This window comes from Acidocella sp., from assembly GCF_027352905.1.
In the GTDB taxonomy this organism is placed as follows: domain Bacteria; phylum Pseudomonadota; class Alphaproteobacteria; order Acetobacterales; family Acetobacteraceae; genus Acidocella.
This window is the reverse complement of sequence record NZ_DAIEIF010000051.1, coordinates 1-17,537: the sequence shown is the minus strand read 5'-3', so window position 1 is coordinate 17,537 and position 17,537 is coordinate 1. Positions and strand designations below refer to the sequence as shown.

The window sequence follows — 17,537 nt, the reverse complement described above, 5'->3', positions numbered from 1 at the left end:
GGGCGTGCGCCAGGTCAGGCGGCGCTCTCGGGTTTGAGCGCGCCGAGCCGCGCCGCCGCCCAGCCCCCCGCCTCCGCCACCACCGGGTCGGGCTCCGCGGCCAAAGCGCGGGCGGCGGGGAGCAGGGCCGGGTCGCCGCTATTGCCGAGAGCGATGGCGACATTGCGGACGAAGCGGTTGCGGCCGATGCGCTTGACCGGCGAGCCGGAAAATCTCTGGCGGAAGGCGGGCTCGTCCAGCCGCGCGAGTTCGGCCAGAGGCGGGGCGATGAGATCGGCCCGCGCCGCGAGTTTCTGCTCCCGCCCCGCCTCGGCGAATTTGTTCCAGGGGCACACGGCCAGGCAATCATCGCAGCCATAGATGCGGTTGCCGATGCCGGGGCGGAATTCCTCCGGGATCGGCCCCTGATGCTCGATGGTGAGGTAGGAGATGCAGCGCCGGGCATCGAGCGTGTAGGGGCGGGGGAAGGCCTGGGTGGGGCAGGCGCTCTGGCAGGCGGTGCAGCTGCCGCAATGGTCGCGCCCCGGCGCGTCCGCCGCCAGCGCCAGGGTGGTGTAGATCTCGCCGAGAAACAGCCATGAGCCGTGCCGGCGGGAGACGAGGTTGGTGTGCTTGCCCTGCCAGCCGATCCCGGCTTGTTCGGCCAGGGGTTTTTCCATCACCGGGGCCGTGTCCACGAAGACCTTCACCCCCTCGCCGCGCGCGGCGATGAACTGGGCGAGGTGCTTCAGCTTGCCCTTGATGATGTCGTGATAATCCCGGTTGCGCGCATAGACCGAGATATTTCCCACATCGGGCCTTGAAAGATTGGCAAGCGCGTCTTGCGCCGGGGCGTAGGAGAAGCCGAGCGAGATCACGCTCAGCGCCTCTGGCCAGAGGGCCTGGGGGTGGGCGCGCTGGTCCACGCGCTCGGCCATCCAGCCCATGCTGCCGTGCTGGCCCTGGGCCAGGAAATCCCGCAGCCGGGCCAGGTGTTCGGGCGGCAGCGTGGCGCGGGTGAAGCCAATGGCGGCGAAGCCGAGGCCCGCCGCCTTGTCGGCGATTTGCGGTTTTAAATCAGCCCCGGCCACGGTAGGGGGGCACGCCCTGGTCCGGGATCCAGGCATCCTCGGGCGGTTTGCCGGTCTGCCAGAACACATCGATGGGAATGCCGCCGCGCGGGTACCAATAAGCGCCGAGGCGCAGCCATTTCGGGGCGAGCAAGTCCACCAGCCGGTCAGCGATCATCAAGAAGCAGGCTTCGTGAAAGCCGCCATGGTTGCGGAAGGATTGCAGGAAGAGCTTGAGGCTCTTGCTTTCCACCAGCCATTGGTCGGGGATGTAGTCGATGACGATATGGCCGAAATCCGGCTGGCCGGTCATTGGGCAGAGGGAGGTGAATTCCGGGCAGACGAAGCGCACCATGGCGTGCTTGCCGCCGGTTCTGGCGGGCACGCGTTCCAGCACGGCCTCTTCGGGGCTGCGGGGCTGTTCGGTTTTGGTGCCAAGCTGTCGCAGCCCGGCGTAACGGTCGTCAGTGCTCATGCGTCTGGCCCTCTTTGCCAATTGCCGCGCACATCGGCGCAGTAGGACTCATAGTTCTGGTCCAGGATGGCCTTGCGGGCGCCCTGCATCACGGTCTGATAATAGGTGAGATTATGGGTGGTGAGGAGAATTGGGCCCAGCATTTCCTCGCACCGGAAGAGATGATGCAGATAAGCCCGCGTGTGGCGGGTGCAAGCGGTGCAGGCGCAGCTTTCATCCAGCGGCCGCGCATCGTCCTGGAAGCGGGCGTTGCGCATGTTGAAAATGCCGTTGCTGGTGAAGGCGCGGGCGGTGCGCCCGGCGCGGGTGGGCATCACGCAGTCGAACATATCCACCCCGCGCGCCACGGCGCCCAGAAGATCGTCCGGCGTGCCCACGCCCATCAGGTAGCGCGGCTTCCGCGCGGGCAGGAAATCCGTGCAGTAATCCAGCACCTCGAACATCGTCTCCTGGCCTTCTCCCACCGCGAGGCCGCCGATCGCGTAGCCCTCGAAATCCAGCTCCACCAGCGCGGCGGCGGAGCGGCGGCGCAGATCCTCGAAGACATTGCCCTGCATGATGCCGAACTGGCCGTAACCCGGGCGCTTGACGAAGGCGTCGCGCGAGCGCCGCGCCCAGCGCAGGGAAAGCTCCATCGACTCCAGCGCCTCGTGATGGGTCGCAGGAAATTTGGTGCATTCATCCAGCTGCATGGTGATGGTGGCGTCGAGCAGATGCTGGATCTCGGTGGCGCGCTCGGGCGTCAGCTCATGGGCCGTGCCGTCGATATGGGAGCGGAAGGTGACGCCCTTTTCCTCGAGCTTGCGCAGCTTGGCCAGGGACATGATCTGGAAGCCGCCGGAATCGGTGAGGATCGGGCCGGGCCAGTCCATCATCTTATGCAGGCCGCCGAGGCGCGCCACACGCTCCGCCGTCGGCCGCAGCATCAGATGATAGGTATTGCCGAGCACCACCCGGGTGCCGGTGGCGCGCACGGCGTCGGCGGTCATCGCCTTCACCGTCCCCGCCGTGCCCACGGCCATGAAACAGGGGGTGGGCACCTCGCCATGGGCGGTGCGCAGCAGTCCGGCGCGGGCATGGCCATCCTGGCCCGTGAGGGAGAAGGAAAAATCCGGTGGGGTCATGGCACGCGCTTAGCCGCGCCGGAGGAAAACTGCCAGACGGCCCGGCGCAGAACGGCATGGCCATGAGCAAACAGCCCGGGCTGGGCGAGGATCACCCGCAACGCCCCGCCATTCTCCACGGGCAGGCTCACGCTCACCTCCCCGCCTCCCGCCGGCAGGGTGATGGTTGCCCGCCCGCCTTGATCCGTTGTGAGAATGAGCCTCTGGGAGCCGCCCCGGAGCGGCCCCGCCAGGGTGAGCGCCAGCCCGGTTGCGCCGGGCGGCACCGGCAGCAGGATGCTGGCGTTGGGCTTTAGCATCGCCGCTCCGCGCGCGGTGGCGCGCCAGCCGGGCGGCAGCATATAGCACGCCTCCGCCGGCGTGAGCCGGGCGAAATCCAGCCCCGGCCGCCGCGCCAGGCTTTGGCGCGTTGCCGCCGCCCCGGGCGGCAGCCAGCATGTCCGCTCATGCGTGATGAAAAAGGCGCGATAATCGGGGCTCACCCGCGGCGCCATGGCGCCGCCCAGCACGATCACGGCCTCCCCCGCGAGCAGAGCCAGCCCCAGCCCGCGCCGCGCCCAGCTCCAGGTTTCAGACGAGATCCGCGCCATTCGCGAGCCAATGGCGCAAAAACCAGTATTGCGCCGGAATGCAGGCGAGGGTGAACCAGGGCAGATAGCGCCGCCGCCCGCCTTCCGAGAGAAACCGGAACAGAGACAGCAGAAAGACCGGATTGGCCAAAGTATAGCGTTGCAGGGAAACGAGGCTGGACGAGGCGGCGAGCAGCACCGTCGCCGCCAGGAACCATGCTTCCATGCCCTGGCCCCGCCGGGCGGTCCACACCGCCACCGCCAATCCCAGGCAAGCGGCGAGAGCCAGCCCGGCGGAGTGCAGCCGTTCCGCCAGGGAAAAGCCGGGCATGCCCAGCGCCATCAACCCCTTGGCCAGGATATAAAACGGGTCCTGAAAATGGCGTTGCCAGCCCGCCTGGATATGGAGAAAGCCGAGCGCGTCGCCCACGTGCAAATAGAGATACGCCATGAACAGGCTGAGGCCGAGAGCGGCGATGCCCAAGGGCAGCAGCGCGTCGGCGGCGGTGAGCGCGGCTTGCCTCGCCTGGCCCCGCCGCAACTGGCGCCAGGCGGGAGTACAGAGCCGCCAGGCCAGGGCCGGGAGCAGCACGATCCCCGTTACCCGCGTGACGCCGAGCAGAGAGATCAGGCATGCCGCCATCCCGTTCCGCCCCCGCCGCAGCGCCAGCAGCGCCCCGGTGGCCAGAAGCGCGTATAGGCTCTCCGTATAGGGCAGTGAGAGGTAGAACCCATAGGGAAAGGCCAGGAGAAAACCGAAGAACAGCAGCGGGTCCGGGCGTTCCCGCAACCGGGCGAGATAGGCATAACCCAGCAGCATGAAGCCGAGCAGGCAAAGATTGGCGAGCAGGAACCCGGCGGCGGCCCCGCCCAGCCCCGCCGCGATCAGCCCCCGCATCAACAGGGGGTACAGAGGCAAAAACGCCCAATTGGCCATGCTGTAATCGAAGGTGCTGATGATCGGCGCGCGGTCGTACCCCGCCATGGCGGTATGGACATACCAGAGGCAATCCCAGCGGCAGAGATCATGCGCCAGGGCGGCGGCGCGGCCGTCGATCAGCGCATAAGCGGCGAGGCGCAGGCCGAGCAGCCCGGCGGCCAGCAGCCCTAGCAGGCCCCAGCCTGGCCTCACCCGGCGCGTTCCAGCAGGCAGGCATCGCCATAGGAATAGAAACGGTAGCCGCGCGCGATGGCGTGGGCATAGGCCGCCTTGATCCGCTCCATTCCCGCGAAGGCGGCGACCAGCATCAGCAGGGTGGAGCGGGGCAGATGGAAATTGGTGAACAGCGCGTCGGCGATCCTAAACTCATAGCCGGGCGTGATGAAGATATCCGTCTCACCGTCGAATGGGGCGAGCACGCCGGGGGAGGGCGCGGCCGCCTCCAGCAAACGCAGCGCGGTGGTGCCGACAGGCACGACCCGCCGCCCCGCCGCCTTGGCCGCGTTGACCCGCCGGGCGGTCTCCGCCGTCACCACCCCCCGCTCAGCATGCATTTTATGCTCGGCGATCCGCTCCGCCCGCACCGGAAGAAACGTCCCGGCGCCCACATGCAGCGTCACCCGCGCCAGCTCTACCCCCCGCTCCTGTAACGCCGCCAGCAAAGCCGGGGTGAAATGCAGCCCCGCCGTCGGCGCCGCCACCGCTCCCTCATGGGTGGCGAAGAGGGTCTGGTAATCCTGCTTGTCCTGCTCGGTCACGCCCGCGGGGCGGGCGATATAGGGCGGCAAAGCGAGCGCGCCGGACCGCGCCAGGGCCGCGCTGAAATCCTCGGCGATGAAGCGCAGAACCGCCGCGCCGCCCTCGGAAACCTCCACCGCCTCGGCGGCGAAATCCGGCCCGATGGTCAAGATATCGCCCTGCCGCACCCGCCGCGCGTTGCGCAGCAGCACCCGCCAATTGCCATCATCCAGGCGGCGGTCCAGGGTGATGCCTATGGACGCCGCGCCGCGCCGCGCCGTCAACCGCGCTGGAATCACCTTGGTGTCGTTCACCACCAGCAGGTCATCGGGCCGCAGCAAGGCGGGCAGATCGCGCACGATATGATCCCCCAACCCGCCATCGCCCGCCACATGCAACAGCCGGGCGGCGTCGCGCGGGCGGGCGGGCGCGGTCGCGATCAGCTCCGGCGGCAATTCATACCCGAAATCGGAAAGGCGCATCAGGGTCCCAGATACGACGCCAGCTCGATGAGATTGCCATCCGGGTCGCGGCAATAAACCGACATGATATCCCCCAGCGCGCCGATGCGCGAGACCGGCCCCCGCTCGATGCTCACGCCGCAGGCATGAAGCTGCGCCACCACATCCTCGGGCCGCACCGCGACCACGAAGCAGAGATCGAGCGTGCCGGGCTGGGCCGCCTGGGCGTGGGGGACAACCTCATGCCCGGCCTCGTGCAGATTGATCTTCTGCGCGCCGAAGCGCAGGGCCGTGCGGTTTTTGCCGCCATATTCCTCGCGCTCCATGCCGAGCACGCGCTGGTACCAGCCCGCCGTCACCTGCAGATCGCGGCAGACCATCACCACGTGGTCGATCCGGTCGACGGTGAATTTCATCGCGCCGCCGCCTCAGGCGAGGCCGGCGAAGAAATCATTGCCCTTGTCGTCCACCACGATAAAGGCGGGAAAATCCTTCACCTCGATCTTCCAGACCGCCTCCATGCCGAGCTCGGGATAATCCAGCACCTCGACCTTCTTGATATTATCCTGGGCCAGCACCGCCGCCGGGCCGCCAATGGAGCCGAGATAGAAGCCGCCATGCTTGTGGCAGGCTTCCCGCACCGCCTGGGAGCGGTTGCCCTTGGCCAGCATGATCAGCGAGCCGCCGGCGGCCTGGAACTCATCCACATAGGAATCCATGCGCCCCGCCGTGGTCGGGCCGAAACTGCCGGTGGGCATGCCCTCCGGCGTTTTCGCCGGGCCGGCATAATAGACCGGGTGGTTCTTGATGTAATCCGGCAGTCCCTCGCCCCGGTCCAGCCGCTCCTTCAGCTTGGCATGGGCGATATCGCGGGCCACCACCATGGTGCCGCTCAGCGCCACGCGGGTCTTCACGGGGTATCGGGATAAATCGGCAAGGATCTCGGGCATCGGGCGGTTGAGATCGATGGGCACGACCTCGCCGCCCAGATGCTCCCCGGTGATCTCGGGCAGGTATTTCGCCGGGTTGGTTTCCAGCTGTTCGAGGAACACGCCCTCGCGGGTGATCTTCGCCTTGATCTGACGATCCGCCGAGCACGAGACGCCGAGCCCGACCGGCAGGGAGGCGCCGTGGCGGGGCAGGCGGATGACGCGGACATCGTGACAGAAATATTTGCCGCCGAACTGCGCGCCGATGCCGATCCTGCGGGTGATCTCCAGCACCCTCCGCTCCATTTCCAAATCGCGGAAGGCATGGCCGCTCATATCCCCCGCCGTCGGCAGATGGTCGAGATAGCGGGTGGAGGCGAGCTTGACGGTTTTGAGATTCAGCTCCGCCGAGGTGCCGCCGATGACGATGGCGAGATGGTAAGGCGGGCAGGCCGAGGTGCCGAGGGTTTTGATCTTGGCTTCCAGAAAGGAATAGATCTTCTCCGGGGTCAGCGTCGCCCTGGTTTCCTGGAACAGGAAGGTCTTGTTGGCGGAGCCGCCGCCCTTGGCGATGAATTGCAGATGGAACTCATCCGCGTGGTGCTCGCCCGGCGCGGCCATGATGTCGAATTGCACCGGCAGGTTGTTGCCGGTGTTCTTCTCCTCGAACATGGAGAGCGGGGTCATCTGGGAGTAGCGCAGATTGGTCTCGGTATAGGTGCGATAGACCCCCCAGGAGAACGCCTCCTCCTCATCGCCCTCCACCCAGACGCGCTGGCCTTTTTTGCCGAAGACCAGGGCGGTGCCGGTATCCTGGCACATCGGCAACACGCCCCGCGCGGCGATGGCCGCGTTTTTCAAGAACTCCAGGGCCACGTAGCGGTCATTCTCACTCGCCTCGGGGTCCTTCAGAATATTGGCGAGCTGTTGCAGATGCGAGGGCCGCAGCAGATGCGAGACGTCGTGAAACGCGGCGAAGGCCAGCTCCGCCAGCGCGTCGGCGCTGATCTTGAGCACGGATTTGCCCTCCACCTCGATGGTGGAGACGCCGCCAATATCGAGCCGCCGGTACTGGGTGTCGTCGCGCTCCAGCGGAAACATGGGGGAGTAGGTGAAGCCGGGGCTGCGCTGCAAGGGTGCGTTCATCGGTCGGACCTCAGTCTTTCTGGCGGCGGCGGAAAGCTTCGAGGCTCACCACATCGGCGGGGCCGTCGGTGGGGCGCGCCGGCACGTCGTCGCCCTGCGGCTCGGGAATATCGGATGCTTTGATCGGCTCCGGCGTCTCGACGGCGAATTGCAGGCCGAAGCGCACCTCCGGATCGGCGAAGCTGGTGATGGCGGCGATGGGAATGGTCAGCGTCGCGGGAATGCCGGAGAAGCTCAGCCCCACGGACATCGCCTCGCCCGCCTCATCCACCATCAGCGAGTGGAACTGGTGCTGGAGGACGATGGTCATCTCCTCCGGATATTGCGTCCGCAGCCGGTCGGGGATGACCACGCCGGGATAGCCGGTTTTGAAGGTGATGTAGAAATGGTGCCCGCCCGGCAGCCCATGGGCGGCGACATGGCGAAGCGCGCTCGCCACCACCTGGCGCAGCGCGTCCTGGGTCCATTCGTCATAGGGCAGCAGCGATTCGGGCGTGTTCAGGTCGTCTTCGGCCATCGTTCCAGTCTTCCTTCCGCTCGCGGGCTGGCAGGGGTTCGGCTGCGCCTCACCGGGCCTCGCGTTCATAGTGGCGGTAATATTTCTCGGTTACCAGATCGGTCTGCACGACGATGGCGATATCGGTCGTGTTGAACTGGCTGTCGATCACCGCGCCATCGCCGACAAAGCCGCCGAGCCGCAAATAGCCTTTTATCAGCGGCGGCAGCCGTATCAATGCCCCTTTGGGGTCCATCGCCTCCGCCGGCAGGCGGCGCATCTCCACATAGCGCCCAGGCAGCGCCCGCGGGCGGATCTGCTCCGGCGCGGTGTGGTTGAGGGCAAGATAGGTCAACTCGGCGGCGAGCGCGTCCGGGTCGGTGCCGGTGAGCGAGGCACAGCCGAACATGAGGTCGATGCCGTGATGGAACACATAGGCGGCTATGCCGCGCCAGAGCAGCTGCATCACCATGCGGTTGCGGTAGGCGGCGGCGGTGCAGCTGCGGCCCAACTCCAGCTTGCGGCCGGCAAAGCGCTTCAAGGCCGTGATGTCGTATTCGCTCTCGGAATAATAGCGGCCAAAAGCCTCCGCCGCCTCCTGGCGGATGAGCCGGTAGGTGCCAACCACCCCCGCCGCGCCCTCGCCGAGATCGTGATCCACCACCAGGAGATGGTCGGCGATGGCGTCGAACTCGTCACGGTCCAGCCGGCTGGCCAGGGTGGCGGCGTCGGGCTTCGCGCCCATCTCCTCGTAAAAGACGCGGTAGCGCAGCGCCTGGGCGGCGGTCAGCTCATCATCCGCCGCCGCCAGCCGCACGCCGAGATTGCCAGCCCTCACTTCCGCGAAGCCGGGCGCGGCGTTGCCGAGGGCGAAGCGCGGCAATTCCGGCACGCTCTGCTGGTTCATGGCCCCGCCCGCCGGCCGAATAACTCGATCTTGATGACGCCCACCTCCAGCCCGTGCCGGCGGCCGATTTCGCGCAGCGCCGCCTCGATCTCCGGCGCCTCGAACTCGATGACCGCGCCGGAATCCCGGTCCACCATATGGAAATGATTAGCCTCGCCGCTCGGCTCATAGCGGGCGCGGCGGCTGCCCAGATCGCGGCGGGAGAGGATGCCCTTGGTTTCCAGCAGGCGCACGGTGCGGTAAACGGTGGCGAGCGAGATGCGGCTGTCGATACGGTTCGCCCGCCGGTGCAGCTCCTCCACATCCGGGTGATCGGTCGCCTCGGACAACACCCGCGCGATCACCCGGCGCGGACCTGTCATCTTCAGCCCGTTCTCTATGCACAGGCGCTCGATGCTTATATCCATTTCCCTGCCTTGTGGCCCAACTCGCGGCCCCGGTCCAGTATTAACGAGAAGGCGCATGAACCCGGCCAATCTCCCCGCTCACGACAAAGCCATCGACATCACCGCCGAGACCTGCCCGATGACCTATGTCCGCACGCGCCTGGCGCTGGATGCGCTGCGGCCGGGCCAGATCCTCCTGGTGAGGCTGCGCGGGGAGGAGCCCTTGCGCAACGTGCCGCGCGCCGCGGCGGATCAGGGACATGAGCCGCTCGACCTGCTGCCCCAGTCCGATGGCGCGCATGTGCTGGTGCTCAAAAAAGGATGAGCCAATAAAAACCGCGGCAACCCTGAGGGCTCCGCGGTTTGGTCAACATGCCGGAGATGCGCCCTGAAGGGCGGAGGGCTTAGAAACCCTCGCGCTCGATCCGCTTGCGCTCCATCTTGCGGGCGCGGCGCACCGCCTCGGCGGCCTCGCGGGCGCGGCGCTCGGAGGGCTTTTCATAATGGCGGCGGAGCTTCATCTCGCGGAATACGCCTTCACGCTGAAGTTTCTTCTTGAGCGCCTTCAGCGCCTGATCGACGTTATTGTCACGGACGAGAACTTGCACCGGGCCGTCAACTCCTTGAAAAAAATGCCAAAACTAAAAGCGGACCGCAGCCATATTCAGGGCTGCCCCGCGACCTTCGGCGCTCATATAGCATTGCGCTCCGCTCTCGCCAAGCCGTTTCCTCCAGGGCTATCATGCAAATATGCCGATCCTCAAAATCGCCCGCCTCGGGCATCCGGTGCTGCTTGCCCGCGCCGCGCCGGTGGAAGACGCCGCCGCGCCCGATATCCAGGGGCTGATCTGCGCCCTGGCCGAGACGATGGCGGATGCGGGCGGCGTCGGGCTCGCCGCGCCGCAGGTGCATGTGCCGCTGCGGCTATTCGTCTTTCATGTCCCCGCCAGCCGGGCGCGAGCCGGGGCGGAAATCCCGCCCCGCGCCGTCATCAACCCCATCCTCACCCCGGTCGAGGCGGCGGGGCGGGAGACGGATTGGGAGGGCTGCCTCTCCATTCCGGGCCTGCGCGCCGCCGTGCCGCGCTGGCGGCAGGTCTGGCTCGCCGGGCTGGACGAGGCGGGCGAGCCTTTCGAGGAGATCCTCTCCGGTTTCGCCGCCCGCGTCGTCCAGCACGAGACCGACCATCTCGACGGCGTTCTCTACCCCATGCGGGTGGAGGATTTGCGGCTGTTCGGCTATAATGAGGAGATCGAGCGTTACCCGCGGGAGATTCCGGCATGATCGACGAGAAGCAGGCGGCGCTGATCGACGCGCTCGCCCAGAACGCCGCCTTCGATGGCTGGACGGAGAAAGCCCTGCGCGCGGCGCTGGCCGGCCTGGGGCGCAACCCGGATGAGGCGCGGCTCCTCTTTCCTGGCGGGCGGGGCGAGATGATCGAGGCCTATTTCCATCTCGGCGACGAGCGGATGATCGCCCGCCAGCGCGGCGGAATGGAAGGGGCGGGACTGACCGCGCGGGTCCGGGCCGCGGCGGCGGCCCGTTTTGCCCTGATGGCGGGGGAGAAGGAGGCGGCGCGCCGCGCCCTCGCCTGGCTGGTGCTGCCCGGCAACGCGCCGCGCCTGGCCCGCATCATCGCCCGGATGGCGGATGCGGTGTGGCACGCCGCTGGCGACCAGAGCGCCGATATGTCCTGGTACAGCAAGCGCGCCATATTGGGCGCGATCCTTTCCGCCACCTTGTTTTATTGGCTGAGCGACGCCTCGCCCGAGGCGGAAAAGACCATGGCGTTTCTTGACCGGCGGCTGGCCGGGGTGGGGCGCATCGGCAAGCTGCGGGCGCGTCTGGTCGGATGCTCCCCGCTCCGCCCGGCCTGAAGAGCGGGAGCTGGGCCGCGGTTATTTGATGAAACGGTCCGGGGTGGGCGGCGGCACGTAGTCTTTCAGGTGCGGCCAGAGCTCGTCATCCGGGGTCTTGGTGAGATCCTTGGCGACGGTGCCGAGCAATTTGGCCCTTATATCCGCCCGCAACTCTTCCTGCACATAATTCAGGATATGGGCGGGCGCGGCGATCACCAGCCCCTCGAACCCCTCGGCGCCCAAGGCATTGATCTCCGCCCCGATAAAGGCGGCGAAGCGGGCCTTGGCCCGCTCATGCGGATGGTCGTGATGCGGGTCGATCGGCCGGTCGGTCTGCACCTCGTCCGAATGGCGCCGTAACTGGTCCGGGCCAAAGCGGCGCTCGGTATGCAGCACATTGCCCTCCTCATCAGGCCGGACGAAACGCGCATGCTCCCCATCGAGCAGAACCACCAGAATGTCTTTATGCCGTCTCATGCAACGCTCCGTTATTCATAAATTGAATTTATGAGTCGGAGGCCAACTTGGCGTTGACCTGCGTCAACCGGCTCAATGGCCGGCTGACGGTTCTGAGAAATTGGGCGCCAGGCCAGAGGCTGCAAGCTGGGCGGCCAGCGCGGATTTCAGCCGCACCAGCCCGTCCTCGGAGCCGGCCTCGGCCCGCGCCACCAGCACAGCCTGGGTGTTGGAGGCGCGCAGCAGCCACCAGCCATCCTCGGTGGTCACCCGCACGCCGTCCGTGTCGGAGACTTGCGCGCCGCTCGCCTTCAGCCGGGCCGCGACCTCCTGAACCACGGCGAATTTGCGCTCCTCCGGACATTCGAAGCGGAGTTCCGGTGTATTGACGACGCGCGGCAACCCGGACCGGAAATCGGCCAGCGTGCCCTCCATGCGCGAGATCACCCCCAGCACCCGCACGGCGGCGTAGAGGGCGTCATCGAAGCCGTACCATTTATCATTATAGAAAATATGGCCGGACATCTCTCCGGCCAGCGGCGCGCCGGTTTCCGCCATCTTGGATTTGATCAGCGAGTGGCCGGTTTTCCACATCAGCGGCACGCCCCCCGCTTTCTTGATCTCGTCGAAGAGAACTTGGCTCGCCTTCACATCGGCGATGATCGTCGCGCCGGGATGCGCTTTCAGCACGTCCCGCGCCATCAGGATCAGGAATTGATCCCCGAACAGGATATGGCCCTCATTGTCCACGAGGCCGATGCGGTCGGCGTCGCCATCGAAGGCCACCCCCACATCCGCGCTCTCCTTCTTCACCGCCGCGACGAGCTGTTCGAGATTCTTGGGCACGGTCGGGTCGGGGTGATGGGCGGGGAAATTGCCGTCCACCTTGCCGTTGAGCAGGATGTGGCGGCCGGGCAGCTTGGCCAGCAGCTTGGCCAGCACATCCCCCGCCGCGCCATTGCCGTTGTCCCAGACGATCTTCAGCTCGCGCGTGCCGTCCCAATCCTTGAGCAGCCGTGCCACATAGGCGTCGGACACATCTTTCTGCGTCACGCCGCCCTTGGCCTCGGGCACGACCTTGCCCTGGGCGGCGCGCGCGCCCAGGGTCTGAATATCCTTGCCGAAGAAGGGCTTGTTCTTCAGCATAATCTTGAAGCCGTTGTAATTCGGCGGGTTGTGGCTGCCGGTGACCATCACCGCGCCATCGGCGGGCAGGGTAAAGGAAGCGAAATAGAGCATAGGGGTCGGCCCTTGGCCGATATCGACGACCTCCAGGCCCGAGGCGGCCAGCCCCTTGATCAGCGCCGCCGCGAGGGCGGGGGAGGAGAGGCGGCCATCGCGCCCCGCCACCACGGTCTTGCCGCCCGCATCGGCGACGATGGAGCCGAAGATACGCCCCACGGCGAAGGCGTCCGCCTCGCCCAGCGATTCCCCGACAATGCCGCGAATATCGTATTCCCGCAGGGAGCTGGCGGGAAATTCATGGATAAAACTCATACAGGGTCTCCAGGCGAACCGGATTATGCGTTTACGTATTTCTGCAGGAAGCCGCGCACGGCGGGACCGAGATCGGGGCGGGCGAGGGAGAAGGCGATCTGCGCCTCCAGAAAGCCGACCTTGTCGCCGCAATCGAAGCGCCGCCCCTCGAATTTCAGGCCATGGAAGGGCGTGTTGCCGATCATCTTGGCCATGGCGTCGGTGAGCTGCACCTCATTGCCGGCCCCTGGCTCCATGCGGGAGAGATAGGTGATGACATCCGGCAGCAGCACGTAACGGCCGATGATGGAAAGGTTGGAGGGCGCTTCCTCGGGCTTCGGCTTCTCGACCAGCCCGGTCACCTCCACGCGATCGCCCTCGATCTTCCCGGTTCTGAGAATGCCGTAGCGGTTGGTGTGCTCGCGCGGCACCTCGGAGATGGCGACGACATTGCCCCCCGTCTCGTTATAGACCTGGGCAAGCTGGGCCGTGCAGGGCGTCTCGCTCAACACCAGATCGTCGGGCAGCAGGATGGCGAACGGGTCCTCGCCGATGAAGGTGCGCGCGCACCAGATGGCGTGGCCGAGGCCGAGCGGCACCTGCTGGCGCACGGTGGTGATGGCGCCGGGGGGCATCGCCTCCTCGCGCAGCAGCGCCAGCGCCTCACGCTTGTTGCGCTCGGCCAGCGTCGCCTCCAGCTCGAAGGCGATGTCGAAATGGTCGATGAGCGCCGTCTTGCCCCGGCCGGTGACCATGCAGAACTGATCGATGCCCGCGGCTCGCGCCTCGTCCACGGCATACTGGATCAGCGGTTTGTCGACCACGGGCAGCATCTCCTTCGGCATGGCCTTGGTGGCGGGCAGAAAGCGCGTACCGAGGCCGGCGACAGGCAGCACGGCCTTGCGCAAGGGTTTGACCAAGACTTTCCTCCTGTTAGCGGTATGTCCGCCCCGGACGGGGCGGGAAAGAATGAGGCCGAAAATACGACATAAATGAGAGCAATGTAACCGGCGGCGAATGATATTCCGGCCATGTCCGCTCCGCCCGGCGCCTCCCGCCCAGCCCCTACTCGATATGGCGGGACGGGGGATTTGCCAAGGGGGGCGGTTCGCGCGGCGCGGCGGCGCGCGCCAGCCGGTCGTTGATGGCCTCGCCCAGCCCCCCGGCGGGCACCGGCGCGGCGGCGATGCCCGCCAGGCCCAGCCGCGCCCCTTCCGCGTCCAGCCAATGCAGCCCCTCGAAGAGCCGCGCCGCGGCCTCGGTCAGATCCCGCGCGGCGGAAAGCTGGAAGATAAGCCCGCCACCCTTGGCGGGGCCGAAGGCGAGAAACGCCTCGTCCAGGCGCGGCCGGGCCGCGTTCAGCCGCAGGGGCAGGCGCGGCGCGTAATGGGAGGCCAGCATGCCCGGACTCGCCGGAGCCGCGCCCGGCGCCGCCGCTTCGCCCAGCGGCCCGGCGATCGCCTCCAGGGCCGCGCGGGTGATAAAGCCGGGCCGCAGCAGGACGGGCAGGGCGCCGGTGAGATCGAGCACGGTCGATTCCAGCCCCATCCCGCAGGGGCCGGACTCCAGGACCGCGTCGATCCGCCCGCCCAGATCCGCCAGCACATGCGCGGCGCGGGTGGGCGAGACGCGGCCCGAGCGGTTGGCGGAGGGCGCGGCGACAGGCCGGCCCGCCAGGCTCAGCATCTCCCGCGCCAGATCATGCGCGGGCACCCGCACCGCCAGGCTGGGCAACCCCGCCCCCGCCAGGAGCGCCACCGGGCAATCCGCCCGGCGCGGCAGCACCAGGGTGAGCGGCCCCGGCCAGAACGCCTCCGCCAGACGCAGCGCCAGCGGGCTCGCCCGCACATGGCGGAACGCAGCCGCGGCGGTGGGGTAATGGCAGATCAGCGGGTTGAAGCGGGGCCGGCCCTTGGCCGTGTAAATGCCGGCGACGGCGCGGGGATTGGTGGCGTCCGCGCCCAGCCCATAGACCGTCTCGGTGCCGAAGGCGACGAGACCGCCCGCGCGCAGGAGCGCCGCCGCCTCATCCGCGCTTGCCAGCCGCCGGGTCACGCGCGGCGCGTCACTCCCGCTCTGGTCCAAGATCCCGCGCCACCGCCGGGCTGTGGAGAAGCTCGTTGATCCTCATCGCCTCGTCCAGCGCCTCATCCGCCATGAATTTCAGCTCCGGCATCACCCGCAAGCCGAGGCGCGGGGCGATCTGCCCCCGCAGGAAGGGCGCGGCCCGCCGCAGCGCGGGCAGCAGCGGGCGGATATCCTTGCGGCCTAGCGCGGTGGTGAAGATGACGGCGTGTTTGAGATCAGGGGACATCCGCACCTCGGAGACGGTGAAATGCTCGCGCGCCAGCGCCGGGTCGTGAAACTCGACCCGCGCGAACACCTCCGCCAGCAAATGCCGGATCTCCTCGCCCACCCGGAGCTGACGCTGGCTGGGGCCGCGCTCAGGCCGGCACGGTTTCGGTTTCATAGCATTCCACCACATCGCCCACGCGCAGATCCTGGAACCCCGCGAAGGACAGGCCGCACTCATAGCCGCGCGCCACCTCCTTCACATCGTCCTTGAAGCGCTTGAGCTGCGAGAGCTCGCCCTGATGAATCACCACATTGTCGCGCAGCAGGCGCACCCCGCAGCCGCGCTTGACCACGCCCTCGGTGACGTAGCAACCCGCGACCTTGCCGACCTTGGTGATGTTGAACACCTGGCGGATCTCCGCGTAGCCCAGGAATTTCTCGCGCTCCACCGGCGCCAGCTTGCCCTTGACCAGCTTCTCGATATCGTCCGCCACCTCGTAGATGATCGAGAAATAGCGGATATCCACCCCCTCGCGATGGGCGAGCTCGCGCGCCTGGGCATTGGCGCGGACGTTGAAGCCGATGATGAGCGCCTCGGAGGCCTTGGCGAGCTGCACGTCGCTCTCGGTGATCTGGCCGACGCCGGAATAGATGATGCGCACGCGCACCTCCTCATTGCCGAGCTTGCCCAGCACCACGCCAATGGCCTCGGCCGAGCCCTGCACATCCGCCTTGACCACCACGGCGACCTCTTTCTGCGCCCCGGCCTGGATGCGCGCCAGCATTTCCTCCATCGTGCCGCGCAGGGCGGTCTGCGCCGCCACCTGGCGTTCGCGCAGCTTCGCCTGGCGGTATTCGGTGATCTCGCGGGCGCGCTGCTCGTTCTCGACGACGACGAAGGGCTCGCCCGCCACCGGCGCGCCGGAGAGGCCGAGAATTTCCACGGGCAGGGAGGGCGGCGCCTCCTTCACGTTCTGGCCCTTGTCGTTCAGCATGGCGCGCACGCGGCCCCATTGGGCCCCCGCCACCACGATATCGCCCTGGTGCAGCGTGCCTCTTTGCACCAGCACCGTCGCCACCGGGCCACGGCCACGGTCCAGCCGCGATTCGATGATCGCCCCTTCCGCCGGGCGGTTGGGATTGGCCTTGAGCTCCAGCACCTCGGCCTGGAGGAGAATCGCCTCCTCCAGCTTGTCGAGGCCGATCTTCTTCAAGGCGGAAACCTCCACCTCCATCGTCTCGCCGCCCAGGCTCTCCACCACGATCTCGTGCTGGAGCAGCTCGTTGCGGACGCGGTTGGGGTCGGCGCCCGGCCGGTCGATTTTATTGATCGCGACGATGATGGGCACCCTGGCGGCGCGGGCATGTTTGATCGCCTCGATCGTCTGGGGCATCACCCCGTCATCGGCGGCGACGACCAGCACCACGATATCCGTGACGGCGGCGCCGCGCGCGCGCATGGCGGTGAAGGCCTCATGGCCCGGCGTGTCGAGGAAGGTGATGGCCTCGCCAGACGGCAGGGTCACCTGATACGCGCCGATATGCTGGGTGATGCCACCCGCCTCGGCCGCCGCCACATCCGTGTGGCGCAGGGCGTCCAGCAGGCTGGTCTTGCCGTGATCCACATGGCCCATGATGGTAACGACGGGCGGGCGGGGCCGCAGATCGGCTTCGTTATCCACCTGGCCCTCGAGCCCGAGCTCGACATCCGAATCCGACACGCGGCGCGCCTTATGGCCGAATTCATTGACGATCAGCTCCGCCGTATCGGCGTCGATGGTCTGGGTGATGGTGGCCATCACTCCCATTTTCATCAGCGCGCGCACCACGTCGCGGCCGGGCGCCGCCATGCGGTTGGCGAGCTCCTGCACGGTGATGGTCTCGGGCAGCACGACCTCGCGCACCACCTTCACCCCGTCGCTGCGCAGCTTTTCCAGCTCGGCCTGGCGGCGCTCACGCTCGCGCTGGCGGCGGACGGAGGCGAGCGAGCGGGTTTTCTCATCCTCGCCCTCCAGCGCCGCCTGCACGTCGATGCGCCCGCTCCGGCGGCCATCGCCCAGCTTCTTGGGCGGGGGCACCGGCGCGGCCCGTTTGGGCGCGGGCATGGCGGGGCGGCGGGGGCCGCGCGGCGCGTCCTCATCCTCATCCGTCTTGGCCGGGCGTCCGCCGGGCTTGAGTTGCAGGGTGCCGGGCGGGGCCTGCCCCACGCGGGCCGTCACCGGGGCGGCCTC

At 67.6% G+C, this 17,537-nt stretch carries 21 protein-coding genes; 3 read left to right on the top strand and 18 right to left on the bottom strand.

The window, feature by feature from the left end; genetic code table 11:
* Nucleotides 1–14: 14 nt before the first annotated feature.
* Genes queG through M7H45_RS09585 form a run of 11 tightly spaced genes read right to left on the bottom strand, consistent with a single transcriptional unit; the run spans nt 15 to nt 9,241 of the window.
* A complete protein-coding gene (queG, locus tag M7H45_RS09635) occupies nt 15–1,106 on the bottom strand; it encodes a tRNA epoxyqueuosine(34) reductase QueG (protein ID WP_408832783.1) in 1,092 nt (363 codons plus the stop codon).
* Nucleotides 1,057–1,524, bottom strand: coding sequence for a preQ(1) synthase (gene queF / locus M7H45_RS09630; RefSeq protein ID WP_298216441.1), 468 nt, complete (start codon nt 1,522–1,524; stop codon nt 1,057–1,059). The genes queG and queF overlap by 50 nt, the downstream gene beginning before the upstream one ends.
* Entirely contained in the window at nt 1,521–2,648 is a 1,128-nt protein-coding gene (gene tgt / locus M7H45_RS09625) for a tRNA guanosine(34) transglycosylase Tgt (protein ID WP_298216439.1), read from the bottom strand. The genes queF and tgt overlap by 4 nt, the downstream gene beginning before the upstream one ends.
* Nucleotides 2,645–3,238, bottom strand: a complete 594-nt coding sequence (locus M7H45_RS09620; protein WP_298216437.1) for a hypothetical protein — start codon at nt 3,236–3,238, stop codon at nt 2,645–2,647. The genes tgt and M7H45_RS09620 overlap by 4 nt, the downstream gene beginning before the upstream one ends.
* Nucleotides 3,219–4,349, bottom strand: coding sequence for a mannosyltransferase family protein (locus tag M7H45_RS09615; RefSeq protein ID WP_298216435.1), 1,131 nt, complete (start codon nt 4,347–4,349; stop codon nt 3,219–3,221). The genes M7H45_RS09620 and M7H45_RS09615 overlap by 20 nt, the downstream gene beginning before the upstream one ends.
* The gene (gene queA / locus M7H45_RS09610; RefSeq protein WP_298216433.1) at nt 4,346–5,377 is read right to left on the bottom strand and encodes a tRNA preQ1(34) S-adenosylmethionine ribosyltransferase-isomerase QueA; all 1,032 of its coding nucleotides are present in this window, start codon (nt 5,375–5,377) and stop codon (nt 4,346–4,348) included. Before queA ends, M7H45_RS09615 begins: the two co-directional genes overlap by 4 nt.
* Nucleotides 5,377–5,772 (bottom strand): VOC family protein, encoded by a 396-nt coding sequence (locus M7H45_RS09605; RefSeq protein WP_298216431.1) that lies wholly within the window; start codon nt 5,770–5,772, stop codon nt 5,377–5,379. The genes queA and M7H45_RS09605 overlap by 1 nt, the downstream gene beginning before the upstream one ends.
* A 12-nt stretch (nt 5,773–5,784) precedes the next feature.
* Nucleotides 5,785–7,431, bottom strand: a complete 1,647-nt coding sequence (locus M7H45_RS09600; protein ID WP_298216430.1) for a fumarate hydratase — start codon at nt 7,429–7,431, stop codon at nt 5,785–5,787.
* A gap of 10 nt (nt 7,432–7,441) precedes the next feature.
* Nucleotides 7,442–7,948 (bottom strand): SspB family protein, encoded by a 507-nt coding sequence (locus M7H45_RS09595; RefSeq protein ID WP_298216428.1) that lies wholly within the window; start codon nt 7,946–7,948, stop codon nt 7,442–7,444.
* Between the two features lie 49 nt (nt 7,949–7,997).
* Entirely contained in the window at nt 7,998–8,834 is an 837-nt protein-coding gene (locus M7H45_RS09590; protein WP_298216426.1) for a GNAT family N-acetyltransferase, read from the bottom strand.
* Nucleotides 8,831–9,241: a Fur family transcriptional regulator gene (locus tag M7H45_RS09585; RefSeq protein WP_298216425.1), complete on the bottom strand. Its 411-nt coding sequence runs from the start codon at nt 9,239–9,241 to the stop codon at nt 8,831–8,833. Before M7H45_RS09585 ends, M7H45_RS09590 begins: the two co-directional genes overlap by 4 nt.
* A gap of 55 nt (nt 9,242–9,296) precedes the next feature.
* On the opposite strand from M7H45_RS09585, the gene M7H45_RS09580 reads away from it, so the two are divergent.
* Nucleotides 9,297–9,545, top strand: coding sequence for a sulfurtransferase TusA family protein (locus tag M7H45_RS09580; RefSeq protein ID WP_298216424.1), 249 nt, complete (start codon nt 9,297–9,299; stop codon nt 9,543–9,545).
* Nucleotides 9,546–9,624: 79 nt separating this feature from the next.
* Here the strand turns inward: M7H45_RS09580 and rpsU are convergent, their stop codons facing one another.
* Nucleotides 9,625–9,828: a 30S ribosomal protein S21 gene (rpsU, locus tag M7H45_RS09575; protein ID WP_007421557.1), complete on the bottom strand. Its 204-nt coding sequence runs from the start codon at nt 9,826–9,828 to the stop codon at nt 9,625–9,627.
* 142 nt (nt 9,829–9,970) lie between these two features.
* Between rpsU and M7H45_RS09570 the strand changes: the two genes are divergently transcribed.
* Together M7H45_RS09570 and M7H45_RS09565 are read left to right on the top strand one after the other, a co-directional pair.
* Nucleotides 9,971–10,504: a peptide deformylase gene (locus M7H45_RS09570; RefSeq protein WP_298216422.1), complete on the top strand. Its 534-nt coding sequence runs from the start codon at nt 9,971–9,973 to the stop codon at nt 10,502–10,504.
* Entirely contained in the window at nt 10,501–11,097 is a 597-nt protein-coding gene (locus M7H45_RS09565; RefSeq protein ID WP_298216420.1) for a COQ9 family protein, read from the top strand. Before M7H45_RS09570 ends, M7H45_RS09565 begins: the two co-directional genes overlap by 4 nt.
* 21 nt (nt 11,098–11,118) lie before the next feature.
* Here M7H45_RS09565 and M7H45_RS09560 read toward each other — a convergent pair whose 3' ends face one another.
* The 6 genes from M7H45_RS09560 to infB all read right to left on the bottom strand — a co-directional run.
* Nucleotides 11,119–11,556: a host attachment protein gene (locus M7H45_RS09560; protein WP_298216418.1), complete on the bottom strand. Its 438-nt coding sequence runs from the start codon at nt 11,554–11,556 to the stop codon at nt 11,119–11,121.
* A gap of 72 nt (nt 11,557–11,628) precedes the next feature.
* Complete coding sequence (pgmG, locus tag M7H45_RS09555; protein ID WP_298216416.1) at nt 11,629–13,032, bottom strand: phosphoglucomutase/phosphomannomutase PgmG; 1,404 nt, start codon at nt 13,030–13,032, stop codon at nt 11,629–11,631.
* 23 nt (nt 13,033–13,055) lie between these two features.
* Nucleotides 13,056–13,931 (bottom strand): UTP--glucose-1-phosphate uridylyltransferase GalU, encoded by an 876-nt coding sequence (gene galU / locus M7H45_RS09550; RefSeq protein ID WP_298216414.1) that lies wholly within the window; start codon nt 13,929–13,931, stop codon nt 13,056–13,058.
* Nucleotides 13,932–14,076: 145 nt separating this feature from the next.
* Nucleotides 14,077–15,096: an L-threonylcarbamoyladenylate synthase gene (locus M7H45_RS09545; RefSeq protein ID WP_298216412.1), complete on the bottom strand. Its 1,020-nt coding sequence runs from the start codon at nt 15,094–15,096 to the stop codon at nt 14,077–14,079.
* Nucleotides 15,077–15,481: a 30S ribosome-binding factor RbfA gene (rbfA, locus tag M7H45_RS09540; RefSeq protein ID WP_408832782.1), complete on the bottom strand. Its 405-nt coding sequence runs from the start codon at nt 15,479–15,481 to the stop codon at nt 15,077–15,079. Before rbfA ends, M7H45_RS09545 begins: the two co-directional genes overlap by 20 nt.
* Nucleotides 15,456–17,537, bottom strand: a 2,082-nt coding sequence (infB, locus tag M7H45_RS09535) for a translation initiation factor IF-2 (RefSeq protein ID WP_298216408.1), incomplete at its 5' end; no start/stop codon positions are given. The genes infB and rbfA, both read right to left, overlap by 26 nt.